The following is a 16418-nucleotide window of genomic DNA, read 5'->3' on the forward strand; positions in this document are numbered from 1 at the left end:
ATGCAAGATTACAAACTGCCATTACAAGTACAGGTGATGGTAAACGATTCCTTTTTTCAAAAAGTGCTTCCTGGCATCCCTCTCACACCAAGCCCTCCGTCACTCTCTATGATGGTTCCTGTTATCGCCTTAGCGTTATCAGATGCCAATAGGACATAGGCGCCGTTGTGATCACTTGCTTCCTGTGCAATTTGCAGTGGATTTCTACTTGCAATATTCTTCTTTCTCGTTTCCTTATCTATCTGTTTTACGCTATCTTGCAGGCATGGGATCGCAGTGATTTCCGTGACCGTTCCACCAGGTGACACGCCATTTACTCTAATCTCAGGAGCCAACTCATAAGCCAACTCTCGGATAAGCCCTACAATCGCATGCTTACTTGCCGTGTAAATAGGGCCTCCGCCATTCGGATAAAACCCGGAATTGGAAACAGTGAAGATGATATTCCCTTTCGTTTTCTTCAGCTCTTCAGCAGCAGCTTTTGCCGCCAATAAGCCCCCTTTTACATTTATATCGAAAATAGTTGAAAACGCTTCGTCCAGATGCTCTTCTGGCAGTCGCTCCAATGTGACAAAGCCATCGAATACGCCTGCATTGGAAACTAATATATCCAGTTTTCCAAACTTCTCCACCGTTTTTCGGACAACTTCTTGATGGCTTGAATATTTTGTTACGTCGCCTTTCACTGTTAAAATATTGTCTTTAAATTCTTCTTGTAACGCATTCAGCTTCTCTTCTGACCTTCCCAAAATACAAACTTTAGCACCTTGATGTATATACTCTCTTGCGACTGCTTCCCCAATGCCGTTCGTTCCACCTGTCACAATTGCAACTTTTCCATCCAATGATTCCATCACTTTTACACTTCCCCACTATAAAGTTAATCCTTTTTATAACAACTGTAGCTACCCTAATTTTAACGGGTAGCTACATATTGAATGACTATTAAACAAAAATCGCCAAGTTTCTTGTTCCTAAAGACGTCTGATCTGCTAAGAACCAGCGTGATACTAACTTCCAATCACCATTTTCTTTGCGGAGTACGTCTTTACGCTCTCCCGAGATTAAGTCAGCAGTCGTATCTGTACTTCTACTTCTATACAACAGCAAATTACTATGGACAGCCACTTCATTTTCCGACACTTCTTTGATCTTCACATTCGAAACATTCCTTCTTGTACGTGATGGTGGCAATTCAGCCCACGCCATATCTGTTTTCATACGATCGATTCGAAGTTTCAAAGTTGTCGAATCATCGTCGAATAGTAAGGTAGCTTCTGAGTAATCAGGTTTTGACTTTTCCATTTGATTGATTCTTAAAGGCATTGTATAACTGATTTCCTCAGACAACAGTTCATACCAACCATCAAAATTCAATTGATCCAAAAGCTCTGATTCTTTATAAAGCCATTGCTCAATTTCATGTTGCAATATAATATTCTCATGCATCCCATTCACCTCTTATTCAGCCGTTATTTGATCAAGCCAGTTTCTGAAAAATGCTCTGGAGTTCGCTTCATTAAATTTATCTTTATAAACAATACCAGGTCCAACGAAGTCTTCTACTGGCTTTTGATGCATACCCATCGTGTAGTTAAAGACAATGTTCTCCTGTAAATGATATGGACTTTTACTATTTTGTGTGATATCTGTAAAATTTTCTGTATCGTCTTGTTCGAAAATTCCAGAAGCTCCGAACGTTAGTGTAAAAGCTTGTTCTGATAATCTCTTCCATTCTTCTGTTGCATTTTTTTCAACAAGCATCCATGATGATATCTCCATGGAGTCTGGTCCCGTCGGCTTCCAGATACGAAGGGATGTATGAGAGATTTTCTGGCCTTTTAAATCCATCGAAGAAATGAGAATCATAATATTCGGAGAGACACAAACAATCATATTCTTCATCTGCTTCAAAATGTCGTATTGATCTTCATTGAGTCGTTCTTTATATTCATCAATTAAGCTTTCAGGAAAGGCAAAACCGTCAGGGTTCGGCATGCCTAAATTCAATCCATGCCCGTTCCCCGTATAAATCTGGTAACCATATTTTGAATAGTCCCCTGTCGGAACAAGGCCTAATTTTGCAATCGATCCGTGAGAAACCAATGTATGGTAAGAGTCAGAAATTGTATTGTCTGATCCCAGTTTCCAAGTTCCATCTACATTCCATTTTTGTGGAAGACCTACAACCTCCATTTCTGCACGGTTAAATGCCAGGTCGAGATACCATTTAATATCTCCTAAAAAATCTTCGAGGGAAACAGCTTCGGAATTAAGCGTTGCAAAAATCAAGTCTGCATAGACATCATGACGAATTTCCTTCAAGCCCATTTTACTTTTATCCATCGTTTCACCGTAAACGACTTTCTGGAACGGAATCCCGATCAAGTCACCAGTGTTTTTAAAGTTGAACCCATGGTAAGGACACGTAAAGTTTTTTTGATTTCCGTTATCCATCCGGCAAAGTTTCATACCGCGATGTGTACAAACATTTAGCAACACATGAATTTCACCATCTGCACCATGTGTGACGATGACGCTCTGTCCGCCCATTTCCCGTGTCACAAAATCTCCTATGTTCGGTATTTCCGACTTATGGGCGACAAATAGCCAGTCCTTTAAGAAAATTTTCTCCATCTCAAGCTCATAAACTTTTGGGTGTGAGAAAATATAAGATGGAATCAAGCCTTCTTCTGGCTTAACTGTATCTTTTAAGTATTGAATCAATTCACTTCTTGTCATTTCGTCTAGCCGCGGAACTTGTTTAGTGCTCGTAGTAGTCATACAAACGACCTCCTTATTTTTATAAGCCGATCTTTATAGTAGATTGCAACTTTTTCAATGTACCTAGCACACTTAAAGCGGCTAACATACTCGTGTTAGGGTTCGTACGCATCGGCTCGTTTTCAATTTGAAACGTCATAGACCCAAAAGTACCTTCCGCTTGAATTTGATGATGATTTTTCGTCACTGTCGAATCGGCAATAATTTCAACTTTCGTATTTTCCACTCCGATCCCAGCGAGTGATAATACAATCGAAACATTGATATTTTTAGGGAATTTTTCAATCGCTTCTGCAGCTGATCCTTGGAAAATCACTTTTTCCCCTACGATGTCCTCTCCAAATGAATGCGCCGGTTTCCTCGTTGTTAATGAAACCCTTTTCAATTCTCCTAATCCATTTGCATTTTGGATTGCGTCTATTCCTCCTATTGCACCGGATGGTAAATAAATTGAATGTTTGTGTTTTTTTCCCAAAAATTTAACTTCTTCTAAAAATGCCTCATCAGCTAGTGCTCCGATACTAATGATGATCACTTCTTTTTTCTCAAGCACCTTTGGAACGTGCTGATGAGCCGTTGCTACGTTGGCTGCTTCCACTACGATATCTATATCGGATTCGAGGAATTGATCGATATCATTGAACAACTGGACTCCATAATCAGCAGCTAGCTGTTCATATTTTTTTAAGTTGCGGACAAATAAGCTCTTCACTTTCAATCCGTCCAACTGCATTTGCTGTATTTCTTTTATGATGAATGTCGCAATGGAACCGGCTCCGATAATACCTATGTTCATTCAGACAACTCCTTATTCGGCAAATCCATATGAATCAGTGAAATGTTCAAAGCCGCCAAATTCTGTCACGCTCGATAGACCACTTTCTTTGATTCCTGGAAAATCGAGGCGTAAATCTTTGAAAATCGTATGATTGTTAAAGAATATGGCGCCAGCTTCGATACGATCAGCCAACCGTTTTGCTGCTTCGATGTCAGTTGTCCAAATGGATGCCCTTAATCCATATTCCGAATCATTCGCATATTTGATTACTTGCTCGGTATCATTGAACGACATCACCGGAATGACAGGACCAAATTGCTCCGCTCTCATGATCTCACTCTCCTGATGCACATTTGTAACGATGGCCGGAAGCATGAAATATCCGTCTTCCCATGTATCCTCGTTTAGTTTTCTACCAAAATAATGCACTTTGGCACCTTCTTTTTCTGCACGGTCAATCAAATCTTTCACGAAACGAAATTGTGATTCATTATTCAATGGGCCCATTTTGACATCCGGTTGGATCCCGTTTCCGACAATTGTTTTGTTAAATTCTTCGCTTAGTTTATCCAACAACTCTTCGTATCGAGTTTCGTGGACATAAATGCGCTTAATGGCAGAACATACTTGCCCAGCACCTTTCAAAACTCCATTTCTTAACTTCAGGATTGTTTCCTTGTTCAAATCGGCATCGGCCAATATAATGGCAGGATCATTACCGCCCAGTTCCATATTCAATTTCTTCAAAGTAGACGAAGACTTTTCCATCAATACTTTTCCTGTATTTGTGCCACCTACAAACGCAATTGTCCGGACCCGTTCGTCCTTCGCGATTCGATCTCCAATAAGACCACCCGAACCTGTCACAACGTTCAATACCCCTGGCGGTAGACAGTCAGCAAGCTCTTTCATGAAGACCATAATTGTCAATGGACAATCTGTCGCAGGTTTGAAAACGACTGTGTTTCCTGTCAAAATAGCCGGTATGACCCGCTTGAACGTTAAGATCATCGGGGAATTCCATGGGGTGATGATTGCCGTCACACCTCTTGGACGTCTCCGAATTTCGACCTGTTGGGCCTGTCCGGACAAATCTCTTGGCTCATACCAGTTTTTCAGGTTTTCCGGCAACTCATTTAAAATCTGTACACATCTTTGAATATCTAACTTGCCTTCTTGCAGAGTTTTACCATTTTCTCTGACAAATAAAGTCGTATATTCATCGACACGGTCTTTCACACGCTCCCATACTTGGTGAACACGCTCAATTCGTTCATCCAATGATGTTTGCGACCATGTTGGATACGCATCTGCAGCTGCCGTAATCGCCCGGTCTACATCTTCTTCGGATGCCAGCCCGATAAAACCGACGACTTCACTTGTGACGGCAGGATTGATGACGTCTTTGTGCCTATTTAACGTTTTCCATTCACCGTTCACTAATATCTTTCCTGAAATTTGCAAAGTTGCTTCCGTTTTATAGACCAATTTGTCTCCCTCATTTCCATTGAACGATCTTATTTTATTCTTTTCGGTTGAAATGACGAAGCGACACCCGGGGGCCCCCCGAATGGTTTAGCCATCGGTCCTACTGCTTCCATATCGACGACAATCAAAGTCATCTTATCTGACCCTGTAGCATTCTCCAATGCTTGGTCAAATGCATCGGCAGAACCTACTCTCGTTGACCCTATCCCCATCGAATGTGCCAGCTGTACAAAATCCGGACTGACCAAATCGACACCGACTTGTCGGCCATATGCTGCGTCTTGAATATTTCGAAGTACACCGTAACCGCTATCGTCAAACACAAGTATGATCATCGAAAGGTTCTCTTGGACTGCTGTTGCAAGTTCACCAATATTGACCATGAAGCCGCCATCACCTGCTAATACGACAACCCGTTTATCAGGGTTTGCTTTTTGTGCGCCGATTCCTGTCGGTAAGGCTTGGCCAATTCCGCCTCCCGAGGCATGAATCGAATGGCGTGGTTTATAAATCTCGAACAGTCGGCTTCCCCAAACATTCGCTGGAACGGTAACGTCCCTTACAAAAATTGTTTCTTCGTCCAGTCTGTTTCTCATACTGTCCAAAATGTTTTCATAAGGTCCTAATGTTTTGCGTAACTTGGCTCTGAGCGTTTCACGCAATTCTTGCACATTTTCACTATATTCACCGCTCGGCATTGTGTAACCGCTTGCTTCTAGTTGAGTGGCAAGACTCTCTACGACCGTTTTAATATCTCCGACTAACCCATACTTCGCTTCATAATTTCGGCTGACCGCCAAATAATCAGCATCAATTGTAATATGGTTTTCCGGTACTTCAACTGACCAGCCGGCAGTTTCATTACTCCGGAAACGTACACCAATACTAATGAGTACATCAGCATCCGCCAAAAATTGCTTTGTTTCTGGAGAAGCCCCAAAATGTCCAATACATTGCGGATGATCTTCCGGAATGATTCCTTTAGCTGATTGGCTCGTAATGACAGGCGCGCCCGTCATTTCCGCCAACTGTCTGATTTGTTCGGAAGCACCTGACAAAATCGCTCCGTTTCCGACCCATAATACTGGTCGCTTCGCTTCTTTCATCGCCTGCACAACCGCTTCAGGTACAATGAATTTTTCTTGTATTGAAGAACTATTTACCAATTCATCGTAAATCGGAGTATCTGGAATAATGGCTGATTGATAATCAATTGGTATTTCAACACTTATTGGACCTGATGGTACTTGAAATGCTTCCTTGATCGCTTTTCGGATAAACCCAGTTGCCTGCTCCGGAACCTTTAGTTGGTAAGCTTTTTTACAAGCTCCCTCCATCATTTGAAGCTGATTTTTACATTCGTGGATATAACCTCTACCTGTCCCAATCTGTTCAGAAGAAACTTCACCGGTTATATGTAATAGGGGGACACCGGCACTCCAGGCTTCCACCAAAGCACCTGCTGCATTTCCTGCGCCTGTGCCTGTACTTGTAATTGCCACGCCTAGCTTGCCAGTCGATCTTGCATGTCCGTCAGCCATATTCACTGCGCCACTCTCTCCACGTGCACAAACTAATTCAATACTTCCTTCACGTAAAATCGCGTCGTAAATCGGCATATTATGAATACTCACAATCCCGTAAGCGGTTTCAACACCCGCATTGACTAATTCCTTTACTATTGCATCCGCTACCGTAAACTGCTTTTGTGTACTTTCCACTCCAAGTCCCCCTTGTCCTATAAAACTTTACTTAACCCACCCGATACTTCTATATTTGCACCTGTGACATAGCTGGCACGTTCCGACGCTAAAAATAAAATGACATTTCCGACTTCTTCAGGTAAACCGACCCGAGCCAGTGGGATTTTTCTATTTTCCGCCAACTCTTTATAATACACTTCCGGATCCACATCTGGTGCTCGTTCCAATCTTCGGCGTTCCCATTGGTCCGTTTTGATCAACCCAAGGCTAATTGTATTGATGAGTATATTATCTCTCGCCAACTCATGCGACAAACTTTTCGTCATATTCAACAATCCCGCTCTCGTTGCGGCAGTTGCAACCATGTGTGGTTCCGGCTCTTTGGAAAGTGTCGCATTCATATTGATAATTCGACCTTCCCCTTGTGCTTTCATGAATGGAACAACTGCTTGGACCGCGTAAATGACTGCAAAATATTTCAGATTGATTTGTTCTTGCCATTGTTCATCCGTAATGTCGAAGAAGTGTGACATAATACTCCGCCCTGCATTATTGACAAGTACGTCAATTCGTTTGAAATGTTCGCCCGTCGCATTAATGAATGCTTCTACGTCTTCACGCTTGGAAACATCACATGTTAGGCCGAATAGATTTTCCCGATTTGAATCGTTTGTCAACTTTTCGACTGCTTGGTTTAAGCGATCTTGGCTCCGTCCGCAAATAGCGACTTTCGCCCCCTCTTCCAGTAGCATCTTCGTTGTTTCAAAACCGATACCCGCCGTGCCGCCCATGACGACAACAACTTTGTCTTTTAAATTTAAATCCATACTACTCAGCCACCCCTTTTTTCCATCACTTCGTATTTACTAAAGCCCAACCGGGATCCGGCTCTCCCGCCATCTTCACTCTAGTTTCTGGCGAAGGCGGTCCTGCAATTCCCCATCTATCCGATAAATGCGGTACTCGCTTCCAAACTTGCGCGCGCCATGTTTTTTTATCTTCAATCACATCTACATAGCATGTGTACTCCATGACAAACCCGCCTGGATCTTGGAAATAACAGAAGATGTTATTGCCTGGTCCGTGTCTTCCCGGTCCCCAAATCTCTTTGTATCCTTTCTTCCGGACATTGCCGATTCCACGCATCACTTCATCCACACCTTCCACTTCATAGGCGATATGGTTGAGCGATGCATGTTCAGCCCGGTTAAACGAAATTTCATGATGATTTTTATCGCACCGCAGGAACACCATCTGATCCTCACTCCAATCTGAAACCATAAAGCCGAGCACTTCAGTGAAGAAATCCGTTGACCGTTGGATATCAGTTGTGTTTAAGACGATATGGTTCAAGTAAAGCGGGTTCGAATCGACTTTTCTTTGCCATGGTTCTGTATGGATGTCTACCCATGTTGAAAGTTCATAGCAACGGTTTTCATAGTCTACGAAACGAAGGCCATAACCGCCCCCCACTTCATCTAGATAGCCCGGCTGTTGGATGATCTTCACGCCTTTCTCTTTCAGAAAGACCGCCGCTTTGTCTACTGCTATTTTGTCCACCATTCCAAATGCAATGTGATGGAGACCTCTTCTTTCTCCTCGTTGCAGATGAAGGATATGATGTTCAGGACTTGAACCGCGGAAATAGACATGATTGTCATCTTGTGAGACAACATCCAATCCCCATACATCCCTATAAAATTCGATTTGTTCTTCCAGGTTAGGTGTTATTAAACTTATGTGGCGTAAATGTGTTATTTCAAGCATTGAGTTTCCCACCTCTCCAATCTTTCTTTACTAAATGACATAGAATAGTATTTTTTTTACTCAAGCGGTTTTTTTACAATATCCTTCGTTTTGCATAGGAAACATTGTTTCTAATACTAATATTCACATTATCTTACTTGTGCATTTTTGTCAATACAGTTTTCAGACTTATCAAATATTAACTTAAAATCAGTAACTAGGCACAGCTACAATTTGCTGAAAGACGCAAATGATGTCTATGCCTAGTAGAGTGCGACTTCTTTTGTAATACAGATTAGATAGTCAGAACCATAAATGAGGATATTTCTCTAGCTACTTGACAAACTGCCGGGATAATCTTTTCTTCCATCAGCTCTTCGTCGGCCGCATGTTGTGTAATCGCTATGTTTATGGCAGCAATCACTTTATTGTCTTTCCCAAAGATCGGGCAAGCGACAGACCAAACTCCTGTTTCAAACTCCCCTTTATGGAAGACGTAGCCTTTTTCTTTAATGGATTGTAATTCATCACGCAATTTTTTGACTTCCACTATCGGTGCATCCGGTATCTGCAATACTTGCAGCTTTGACAACAACTCTTCTTTATTTTCTTCGGGTAAATGTGCCAATAGACATTTCCCCATCGCTGTAGCATGGACAGGCAGATGTGATCCGACGTTAATTGTAATCGTAGCGACACTTCTAGCCGGATACCTGGCGATATACACTATGTCATTCCCGTCCAATATCCCCATATGTGAAGACATGCCCGTTTCATCTCTTAACTTCTCCAAATAAGGCGCCGCTAGTTCTGGTAGTTCGAGACTGTTCAAATAAGTGTAGCCTAGTTCAAGTACTTTCGGTCTAAGTCCATAGCGCTTCGTATGACTATCTTGATAAATATAACCACACTCTTCCAATGTATACAAGATGCGATAAGGCGTTGTTCGGCTGACACCTAAATTACTTGCAATTTCCGCCAAGGACAAAGTCTGATTTTCTACACTGAACATCTTTAATACTTCCAATCCACGTAAAATGGAATTTGAAAGATATTTTTCATTATCACTTTTTTGCTTTTCCAATTTCTTTTTTGTGATCTCCACTATCTATTCCTCTTCTCTTAAAAAATCTAATACATATTTATTGAATACTTCCGGTTTTTCCAAGTAACTGAGATGGCCCGCATCCGCTATTGTCTTCAAACGTCCGTCTTTCAGCCTTTCGACAATAATTTTCGACTCGCTGACAGGCGTCACCTGGTCCTCTTTTCCACAAATTACCAGTGTCGAAACCATAACTTTTGAATACTCATCCATTTGATTCAGGTGATATAAACTATTGGCAACTGATTTATAACCCGCCGGTCGGACTTCAGCCATAATGTTTTGCGCATATTCCAAAATTGCAGAATCTACGTTTGCAGCGAGCAGTGCAGACGTTCTTTGTCTTGCTAATTCTTCCGGTGGAGTATTTTCCACGAGATCATGCCGAGCTTTTCTTTTCTTTATATTTTCTTCTTCATTGAGCCCAGCCGCTCCTCGGGTCGGTGCAGCAATCATCAATTTGGTAACCATTTCTGGAAACCTTATCGCAAAATCGATCGCAATCGCCGCCCCCATCGAATGCCCTAACAAATAGACTTCCTCTAATAGAAGATCATCAAGAAATTTCTTTAAATGATCCGCAAACTGGGAAAAATGTTGTAATTCTGGAACAGGGTCCGCACTTTGACCGTAACCGGGAGCATCCCAAGCAATTACCGTATAATCTTTCTTCAGCCCTTCCAATTGATGAATCCATGACTTCGAGTTATTTCCTAAGCCATGCAATAAGACCAGCGGTGGTCCACTTCCTTCTCTGAGATAATGAATAGGCAGATCCACCAACTCCACTTTCGACATAAAACCCCTCCTCAAGCATTTTTATCGTCTTTTCTATGTTTTATCAATAAAACAAAGTTTTCGATATTAAGATTGATTGTACGTACTTATTCTTCATAAAGTCAAGCGACTCCCAAGTCCAAACTGACTATTACCAAAATGCGTTATATTCAAACAACTTCTTAAAATAAACAAAAAAGGAAATAAGAAGCGACCTCTTATTCCCCCTGTCTATAATTAAAATTGAGAATCTACATCGTCATTACATTATAAGAAGGGAGACTTCTATCTTAGGATATTATTTTTCAGCTACACGTAGAAACGGTTCGTCTGCTACTTGTATCGAGTCTGTTGGACATCCCTCACAAGCATCCATAAGATCATCTACTAAATCTTCTCCTATTGGCGTAACACCTGTATTATCGTCGAGAATACTATAGGATAGGCCATCATCATCATAATCAAATATATCGGGGGCAGTAGCTCCACACGCACTGCAAGCGATACAAGTCTCTTGTTCTACTAATGTATACTTCTTCATATTGGGATTCCCCTTTCATCTTCTATTATCAATTGCGCCTCCGCACAATTAGATTTATGTCTTTCAATCTTGTGCAAAAAACTAGATGAACTCGTTTACAAGTTCCCTAAAAAGTTCAGGTTGTAAATCGAGATTCATATGGGCCAAGGGTTGCTCAGCATACCCTTTTACTAACTCTTGATAAGAAGGCTTCTCTTCTTGATAAACAATTCCAGTTACTAGGCTATTATGTTTCATTAAAGTGTTCATGGCCATTTCGCGGTTTGAAGCATCGTATCCATCTATATCACTTAATTTAGACAAATTCTCTTTGAACCAGTCATACGTATTTACTTTATTGTAAGTAACACATGGACTATAGACGTTAATAATAGAAAAACCTTTATGTTGTATTCCTGCTTCTATTGTCGCAGTCAATTCTTTAATATCCGCTGAAAAACATTGCGCCACAAAACTAGCTCCACTTGTAATCGCCATCTCCATTGGAGATAATGCTTTTTCAATTGATCCTTCCGGTGTTGACGATGTGATAAACCCATCCTCTGAACGCGGTGATGTCTGACCTTTTGTCAAGCCGTAAATTTGATTATCCATAACAATATAGGTTATATCCATATTGCGCCGCATCGCATGAATTGTATGTCCAATCCCGATCGCAAAACCATCGCCATCTCCCCCAGCCGCAACGACAGTAAGATCACGATTCCCCATCTTTACTCCTTGAGCAATCGGTAGCGCCCTCCCGTGAATTCCATGTAGACCGTAGGATCTAATATAGCCTGAAATACGACCAGAACAGCCAATTCCAGAGATAACCGCCAGATCTTCTGGAGAAAGATTCAGATTAGCTGCACCACGCTGGATCGCTGCTTGTACAGAGAAATCTCCACAGCCTGGACACCAATTTGGTTTCACACCATTTCTAAAATCTTTAATTGTTGATGTAGACATGTTCTAACAACTCCTTGCCCGCGTCGTAAATATGGTGTGGTTGGAATGGATCACCATCATATTTCAATATGCTTTGAATTTTATTGACATGACCAACATTCATTTTTATAATATTGGCAAGTTGCCCCGTCGCATTGCTTTCTGCAACAAGTACATAATCTGCCCCGTCTATATAAGGCTTAATAGCTGCCGCCGGGAATGGGTGAATGAGTCGAATTTGCAAGTGATTTACGTTCAATCCATCTTCTCTCAGACGGTGAACAGCTTCTTCAATAGCACCACGCGTTGCATTAAATCCAATTAGTAAAAGATCTGTTTTTGTTGTTGGAACATTCACTGTGATTGGATTTGGGAATCGTTCTGTCAAGTTGGATAATTTACGCATTCTCTTATCCATTTGTTGTTTACGATTACTTGCAGTTTCATTTGGTCTACCTGCTTCGTCATGCTCGACACCAGTTACATGATGAATGCCACCTTTCACCCCTGGGATCACACGTGGAGAGACACCATCTCCTGTTACTTCGTAGCGTTTAAAATAATCCTTTTCATCCGTTTGTTCAATGTCACTAGTAATTAACTTACCTCGTCGAATGTGTACTTTATCAAAATCAAAAGTTTCTACGGTTTGTTTTGCTAACGAAAGTTGTAAATCGGTTAATAAAATAACAGGGCACTGGTATTCATCTGCAATATTAAATGCTTCTATCGTATCGTAAAAAGCTTCATCAGCTGTACTTGGCGCAATGACAACCTTCGGGATTTCTCCATGATTCCCATAGATTATCGCCATTAAATCCGACTGTTCTTGCTTTGTTGGTAATCCTGTAGATGGCCCACCACGCTGTGTATCAACAACCACAAGAGGGGTTTCCGTCATGCCGGAAAGGCCAATCGCTTCCATCATTAAGGATAATCCAGGACCAGATGATGCAGTGAAAGAACGAGCACCCGCATAGTTAGAACCGATTGCCATCGTCACAGCAGCAATTTCATCTTCTGTTTGAATGACTGTTCCACCCACTCTTGGTAACTTTTTAATTAAATACTCCATAATGTCTGAGGCTGGTGTAATTGGGTAAGCAGGCATAAAACGAACCCCTGCTGTCAAAGCCCCAAGCGCAATCGCATCATTACCAATCAGAAACATCCGTTTATGAGTATTTTCAGCCTTTGCAAGATATAAAGTTGAGGCTTTTTCTCCAAGGCTTTTTTGCATATACATATACCCTTCTTGGATAGCCTTCATATTTTTCTGAACCATATCTCCGCCTTTTCTATTAAATATCTCTTCGATAACAACAGAGAAATCCTCAACCTCCAAATTCATAACGGCACAAGTAGCACCGATCGCTACCATATTTTTCATCAAAGAAGTGCCGAGGTCGGAAGCGATATCAGTAAATGGAACAGGATATATTTCAGCCTTCGAGTCTTCCGGCTTCACTGGTTTAAATTTCGTATCAGCAATGATAACACCTTTTTCATGTAATTCATGATAGTTTAGATCAATCGTTTCTTGATCGAATGCAAGAAGTATGTCTAAATTATCGGCAACTGCCTGGACTTTTTCAGTACTAACGCGAATTTTATTGTTCGTATGACCACCTTTAATTCTAGATGAAAAGTGGCGATATCCATATAAATAAAAACCGAGCCGGTTCAGAGTTTTGGAGAAAATCTCACCCGTACTTTCAATTCCTTCCCCTTGCTGTCCTCCCACTTTCCACGAAAGATCTGTTTTCATGAAATCTGCCCCTTTTAGCACGGTTACTGTTAAAATCATATAAGTTAACATTCAACCGCTGATTTTTGTCGATAAAATTACGATAGATAGCAATTCGGACAGTAAGCCGATAGTTATAGCCAAAATAACTTCAACATATATATTATCGTAAAACTTTATGCAAAGATTGCCGTACTATGTTTCGGTTGTAAACGTACATTCGGGTCAATGTACTGCTTTGCATTACTAACTGCGACCGGTGCCTCACCGAATCCGGTGGCAATCAGTTTTACTTTCCCTTCATACGTTGCAATGTCACCCACAGCATAAATGCCAGGAATGTTCGTTTCCATTTTATTGTTAACGATTATGCAATTTTTCTCAATCTCCAATCCCCAATCTTTAATTGGACCGAGCGCGGAAACGAATCCATAGTTGACGATAAAGTCATCGACATCAATCACTTCACAGTTTTCAGTTTTAGGCTCTTCGATGACGATTTGTTTAATACCACCTTCATCTCCGATCAGTTCAGACGGAACATAAGGGGTTTTGATTTCCACACTGGATTTTTTCAAATTTTCCACGCTATGTTCGTGAGCGCGGAATTTATCGCGTCGATGGATGATGGTAACTTTTTTCGCAATCGGTTCGAGCATCAATGCCCAGTCGACCGCCGAGTCTCCCCCGCCACATACTGCCACTTCTTTATCCGTAAACCTATTTAAGTTGTCAATGAAATAATGAAGGTTTTTCCCTTCGAATTGCTCCGCGCCTTCAATCCCTAAGCGACGAGCTGCAAATGCTCCGTTCCCTGCCGTAATAATGATCGTCTTTGAAAAATGAATTTCTTGATTCGTTTGGAGTTTAAAAATCCCGTCTTCTTGACTTTCCACCGTTTGTACAGCTTGCTCCAAGCAGATTGTCGTTGGGAACATATTCACTTGTTCCTTTAAATTATCGATCAATTCTTGGGCACGGACTTTCGGCAATCCAGCAATATCGTAAATATACTTTTCCGGATAGAGTACTGACAACTGGCCACCTAACTGAGGTAAACTTTCTATAATCTTCACACTAGCTTCCCGCATTCCTCCATAGAATGCAGTAAACAACCCAGCAGGGCCACCTCCAATTATTGTAATGTCGTATACTTTCTCATCGATTTTCATTTTAAATTCCTCACTTTCCTTCGATTGATGTCGATGCACCTCTACCGTTAAGTAAAATATGAAACTATGTAATCAATTACGCCGAGGCGTAATTGCATCCAGATTAAGAACGCAAGTCATCTAGAGTTTGGATGACCTGCTAAACTGGATAATTAAAGCGCTATCATTTTGTCACTTTTAGAGATGAAAGTCTTCTATGGTAGACGCCTCTACATTCTGTGCAAAAATATTTTTTGATTGAAGATCAGTTGATCCATCGATAAATTAGCGGTCTGCCTGCGCAACAATCGCTTCTCTTTCTTTCGCACGCTCAATGCGAATCTTTTCAAGTTCGCTGCCTTCTGGATAAGTCGGTAGTTGTGGTTTTGCCGCACCTAGCATAACAAGCATCATCGCATCTTCTTTTCCATCGTTGCGGATACCACGCTGAATGCCGGGTGGTACGCTGACACAGTCGCGCTTATTCATTTTTATCTCATACTCTTTTCCTTCATACTCCAAAAGGACCGTCATTTCACCTTCCAAAATGAAGAACACTTCTTCTACGTCTGAGTGTAAGTGCAATGGACCAATTGAACCAGCTGGTAAAACCATCGTGCTTAATGTGAAGTTGTTTGCTTCAATTACATTTGAATCTTTGTTTGCTGTTGCACCACGTCCAATATAGCGCATTTGTGCACGGCGATATCTCGGATCTAATTCTTCTTGGAACTTTAAAACGTTCCAGTCCAACTTTCTATCTCCCAATCTCGCAATATATTTCTTTTCAAAATCCTCTACTGTTGTGAACTCCATGTTTTCTTCCTCCCTATTTTAGACCTCTTGACGAAAACGCTTATTCAAAGAAGTCTCCTGTTTTATATAGAAAACAATGTTTCTATATGGTCATATCATACTTCTAAATAAATTCATTGTCAACACAAAATTTCAAATCTTCTAATAATTAACTTGGTGATTAATGAGATGCTATGAAAAGATCGAACATTATCCGAAGATTGTGTGACGGCATTTGTGGCTGGTGAATCCGTTTGAAACCGCAGTTATTCACTTGGATGGAGGATGTACATCTCGTGCTGCTCGATCCGATAAATCAGATGTGGTGAAAGGACTCGACCAAGGTGCGGATGATTATATTACGAAACCATTTGACGAACGCGAACTCACAGCAAGAGTACGTGTGGCATTACGACGTACAGAGGAAGAAAATCAACCAAAGACTATTCAAGAAGGCCCATTTCCTCTTGACTTGGAATCCTATTCCATCCTATATGACACGCATGAAGTACGTCTAACGTTAAAGAAATTCTATATCATAGAAGCGATGATGAACCGGCCAAATCGAACGTTCACACGGGAAGACTTGCTTCAAGTAGCTTGGGAATACGACACGTTTACAGAAGTCCGGACAGTCGATTCTCATATTCGAAATCTACGGGATAAGTTGAGGAAATCCAATTTTCCTATCGAAGAGATTTTGTTGACGGTTTGGGGGATCGGCTATAAGTGGAGATAACGAGAGCTTTTCAATTTATAGTTATCGATCATAACTTTTATGCTGCATATCGCGCAATAAAGATAGAAAAGGCTACTTCCACGAATGGAGAGTAGCCTTTTGTTATTGATCTGTGCCGAGGATAGACCGAGGTG

General features: G+C 41.3%; 16 protein-coding genes. 1 reads left to right on the forward strand and 15 read right to left on the reverse strand.

All coding sequences use genetic code 11. The annotated features are described in order from the left end of the window. Nucleotides 1–56: 56 nt before the first annotated feature. From hcaB to CSV60_RS06380, 15 genes are all read right to left on the reverse strand, one after another. On the reverse strand, nucleotides 57–854 hold the full coding sequence (gene hcaB, locus CSV60_RS06310) for a 3-(cis-5,6-dihydroxycyclohexa-1,3-dien-1-yl)propanoate dehydrogenase (protein WP_099636367.1): 798 nt from the start codon (nucleotides 852–854) through the stop codon (nucleotides 57–59). A gap of 91 nt (nucleotides 855–945) precedes the next feature. Continuing rightward, entirely contained in the window at nucleotides 946–1449 is a 504-nt protein-coding gene (locus tag CSV60_RS06315; protein ID WP_099636368.1) for an aromatic-ring-hydroxylating dioxygenase subunit beta, read from the reverse strand. A 12-nt stretch (nucleotides 1450–1461) separates the two neighbouring features. After that, nucleotides 1462–2784, reverse strand: a complete 1323-nt coding sequence (locus CSV60_RS06320) for an aromatic ring-hydroxylating oxygenase subunit alpha (RefSeq protein ID WP_099636369.1) — start codon at nucleotides 2782–2784, stop codon at nucleotides 1462–1464. A 19-nt stretch (nucleotides 2785–2803) separates the two neighbouring features. Beyond that, on the reverse strand, nucleotides 2804–3580 hold the full coding sequence (gene nadX / locus CSV60_RS06325) for an aspartate dehydrogenase (protein WP_099636370.1): 777 nt from the start codon (nucleotides 3578–3580) through the stop codon (nucleotides 2804–2806). Nucleotides 3581–3592: 12 nt separating this feature from the next. Further along, nucleotides 3593–5050: an aldehyde dehydrogenase family protein gene (locus CSV60_RS06330; protein ID WP_233189551.1), complete on the reverse strand. Its 1458-nt coding sequence runs from the start codon at nucleotides 5048–5050 to the stop codon at nucleotides 3593–3595. 29 nt (nucleotides 5051–5079) lie between these two features. Next, entirely contained in the window at nucleotides 5080–6771 is a 1692-nt protein-coding gene (locus CSV60_RS06335) for a thiamine pyrophosphate-binding protein (RefSeq protein WP_233189552.1), read from the reverse strand. Between the two features lie 17 nt (nucleotides 6772–6788). Continuing rightward, complete coding sequence (locus CSV60_RS06340; RefSeq protein WP_085130864.1) at nucleotides 6789–7580, reverse strand: SDR family oxidoreductase; 792 nt, start codon at nucleotides 7578–7580, stop codon at nucleotides 6789–6791. 25 nt (nucleotides 7581–7605) lie between these two features. Next, nucleotides 7606–8520: a VOC family protein gene (locus tag CSV60_RS06345; RefSeq protein WP_099636372.1), complete on the reverse strand. Its 915-nt coding sequence runs from the start codon at nucleotides 8518–8520 to the stop codon at nucleotides 7606–7608. A gap of 274 nt (nucleotides 8521–8794) precedes the next feature. Then, a complete protein-coding gene (locus CSV60_RS06350; RefSeq protein WP_232319183.1) occupies nucleotides 8795–9604 on the reverse strand; it encodes an IclR family transcriptional regulator in 810 nt (269 codons plus the stop codon). A gap of 3 nt (nucleotides 9605–9607) precedes the next feature. Further along, the gene (locus CSV60_RS06355) at nucleotides 9608–10402 is read right to left on the reverse strand and encodes an alpha/beta fold hydrolase (protein ID WP_099636373.1); all 795 of its coding nucleotides are present in this window, start codon (nucleotides 10400–10402) and stop codon (nucleotides 9608–9610) included. A gap of 277 nt (nucleotides 10403–10679) precedes the next feature. Beyond that, entirely contained in the window at nucleotides 10680–10922 is a 243-nt protein-coding gene (locus CSV60_RS06360; protein ID WP_099636374.1) for a ferredoxin, read from the reverse strand. Nucleotides 10923–11003: 81 nt separating this feature from the next. After that, nucleotides 11004–11873 (reverse strand): 2-oxoacid:ferredoxin oxidoreductase subunit beta, encoded by an 870-nt coding sequence (locus CSV60_RS06365; protein WP_099636375.1) that lies wholly within the window; start codon nucleotides 11871–11873, stop codon nucleotides 11004–11006. Next, nucleotides 11854–13620 (reverse strand): 2-oxoacid:acceptor oxidoreductase subunit alpha, encoded by a 1767-nt coding sequence (locus CSV60_RS06370; protein ID WP_099636376.1) that lies wholly within the window; start codon nucleotides 13618–13620, stop codon nucleotides 11854–11856. Before CSV60_RS06370 ends, CSV60_RS06365 begins: the two co-directional genes overlap by 20 nt. Before the next feature lie 155 nt (nucleotides 13621–13775). Beyond that, the gene (locus tag CSV60_RS06375) at nucleotides 13776–14771 is read right to left on the reverse strand and encodes an NAD(P)/FAD-dependent oxidoreductase (RefSeq protein WP_099636377.1); all 996 of its coding nucleotides are present in this window, start codon (nucleotides 14769–14771) and stop codon (nucleotides 13776–13778) included. A 264-nt stretch (nucleotides 14772–15035) separates the two neighbouring features. Then, nucleotides 15036–15566 carry a cupin domain-containing protein gene (locus CSV60_RS06380; RefSeq protein ID WP_085130871.1) on the reverse strand — a complete coding sequence of 177 codons (531 nt, stop codon included), beginning with the start codon at nucleotides 15564–15566 and terminating at the stop codon, nucleotides 15036–15038. Between the two features lie 223 nt (nucleotides 15567–15789). Between CSV60_RS06380 and CSV60_RS06385 the strand changes: the two genes are divergently transcribed. After that, on the forward strand, nucleotides 15790–16284 hold the full coding sequence (locus CSV60_RS06385) for a response regulator transcription factor (protein WP_233189553.1): 495 nt from the start codon (nucleotides 15790–15792) through the stop codon (nucleotides 16282–16284). Nucleotides 16285–16418 lie beyond the last annotated feature (134 nt).

This window comes from Sporosarcina sp. P7 (genome assembly GCF_002743425.1).
Lineage (GTDB): Bacteria > Bacillota > Bacilli > Bacillales_A > Planococcaceae > Sporosarcina.

Coding starts and splice junctions, on each gene's coding strand:
- CSV60_RS06380 (WP_085130871.1), bottom strand. CDS start 15,566: ATGGAGTTCACAACAGTAGAGGATTTTGAAAAGAAATATATTGCGAGA.
- CSV60_RS06375 (WP_099636377.1), bottom strand. CDS start 14,771: ATGAAAATCGATGAGAAAGTATACGACATTACAATAATTGGAGGTGGC.
- CSV60_RS06315 (WP_099636368.1), bottom strand. CDS start 1,449: ATGCATGAGAATATTATATTGCAACATGAAATTGAGCAATGGCTTTAT.
- CSV60_RS06360 (WP_099636374.1), bottom strand. CDS start 10,922: ATGAAGAAGTATACATTAGTAGAACAAGAGACTTGTATCGCTTGCAGT.
- CSV60_RS06355 (WP_099636373.1), bottom strand. CDS start 10,402: ATGTCGAAAGTGGAGTTGGTGGATCTGCCTATTCATTATCTCAGAGAA.
- nadX (WP_099636370.1), bottom strand. CDS start 3,580: ATGAACATAGGTATTATCGGAGCCGGTTCCATTGCGACATTCATCATA.
- CSV60_RS06340 (WP_085130864.1), bottom strand. CDS start 7,580: ATGGATTTAAATTTAAAAGACAAAGTTGTTGTCGTCATGGGCGGCACG.
- CSV60_RS06345 (WP_099636372.1), bottom strand. CDS start 8,520: ATGCTTGAAATAACACATTTACGCCACATAAGTTTAATAACACCTAAC.
- CSV60_RS06365 (WP_099636375.1), bottom strand. CDS start 11,873: ATGTCTACATCAACAATTAAAGATTTTAGAAATGGTGTGAAACCAAAT.
- CSV60_RS06320 (WP_099636369.1), bottom strand. CDS start 2,784: ATGACTACTACGAGCACTAAACAAGTTCCGCGGCTAGACGAAATGACA.
- CSV60_RS06370 (WP_099636376.1), bottom strand. CDS start 13,620: ATGAAAACAGATCTTTCGTGGAAAGTGGGAGGACAGCAAGGGGAAGGA.
- hcaB (WP_099636367.1), bottom strand. CDS start 854: ATGGAATCATTGGATGGAAAAGTTGCAATTGTGACAGGTGGAACGAAC.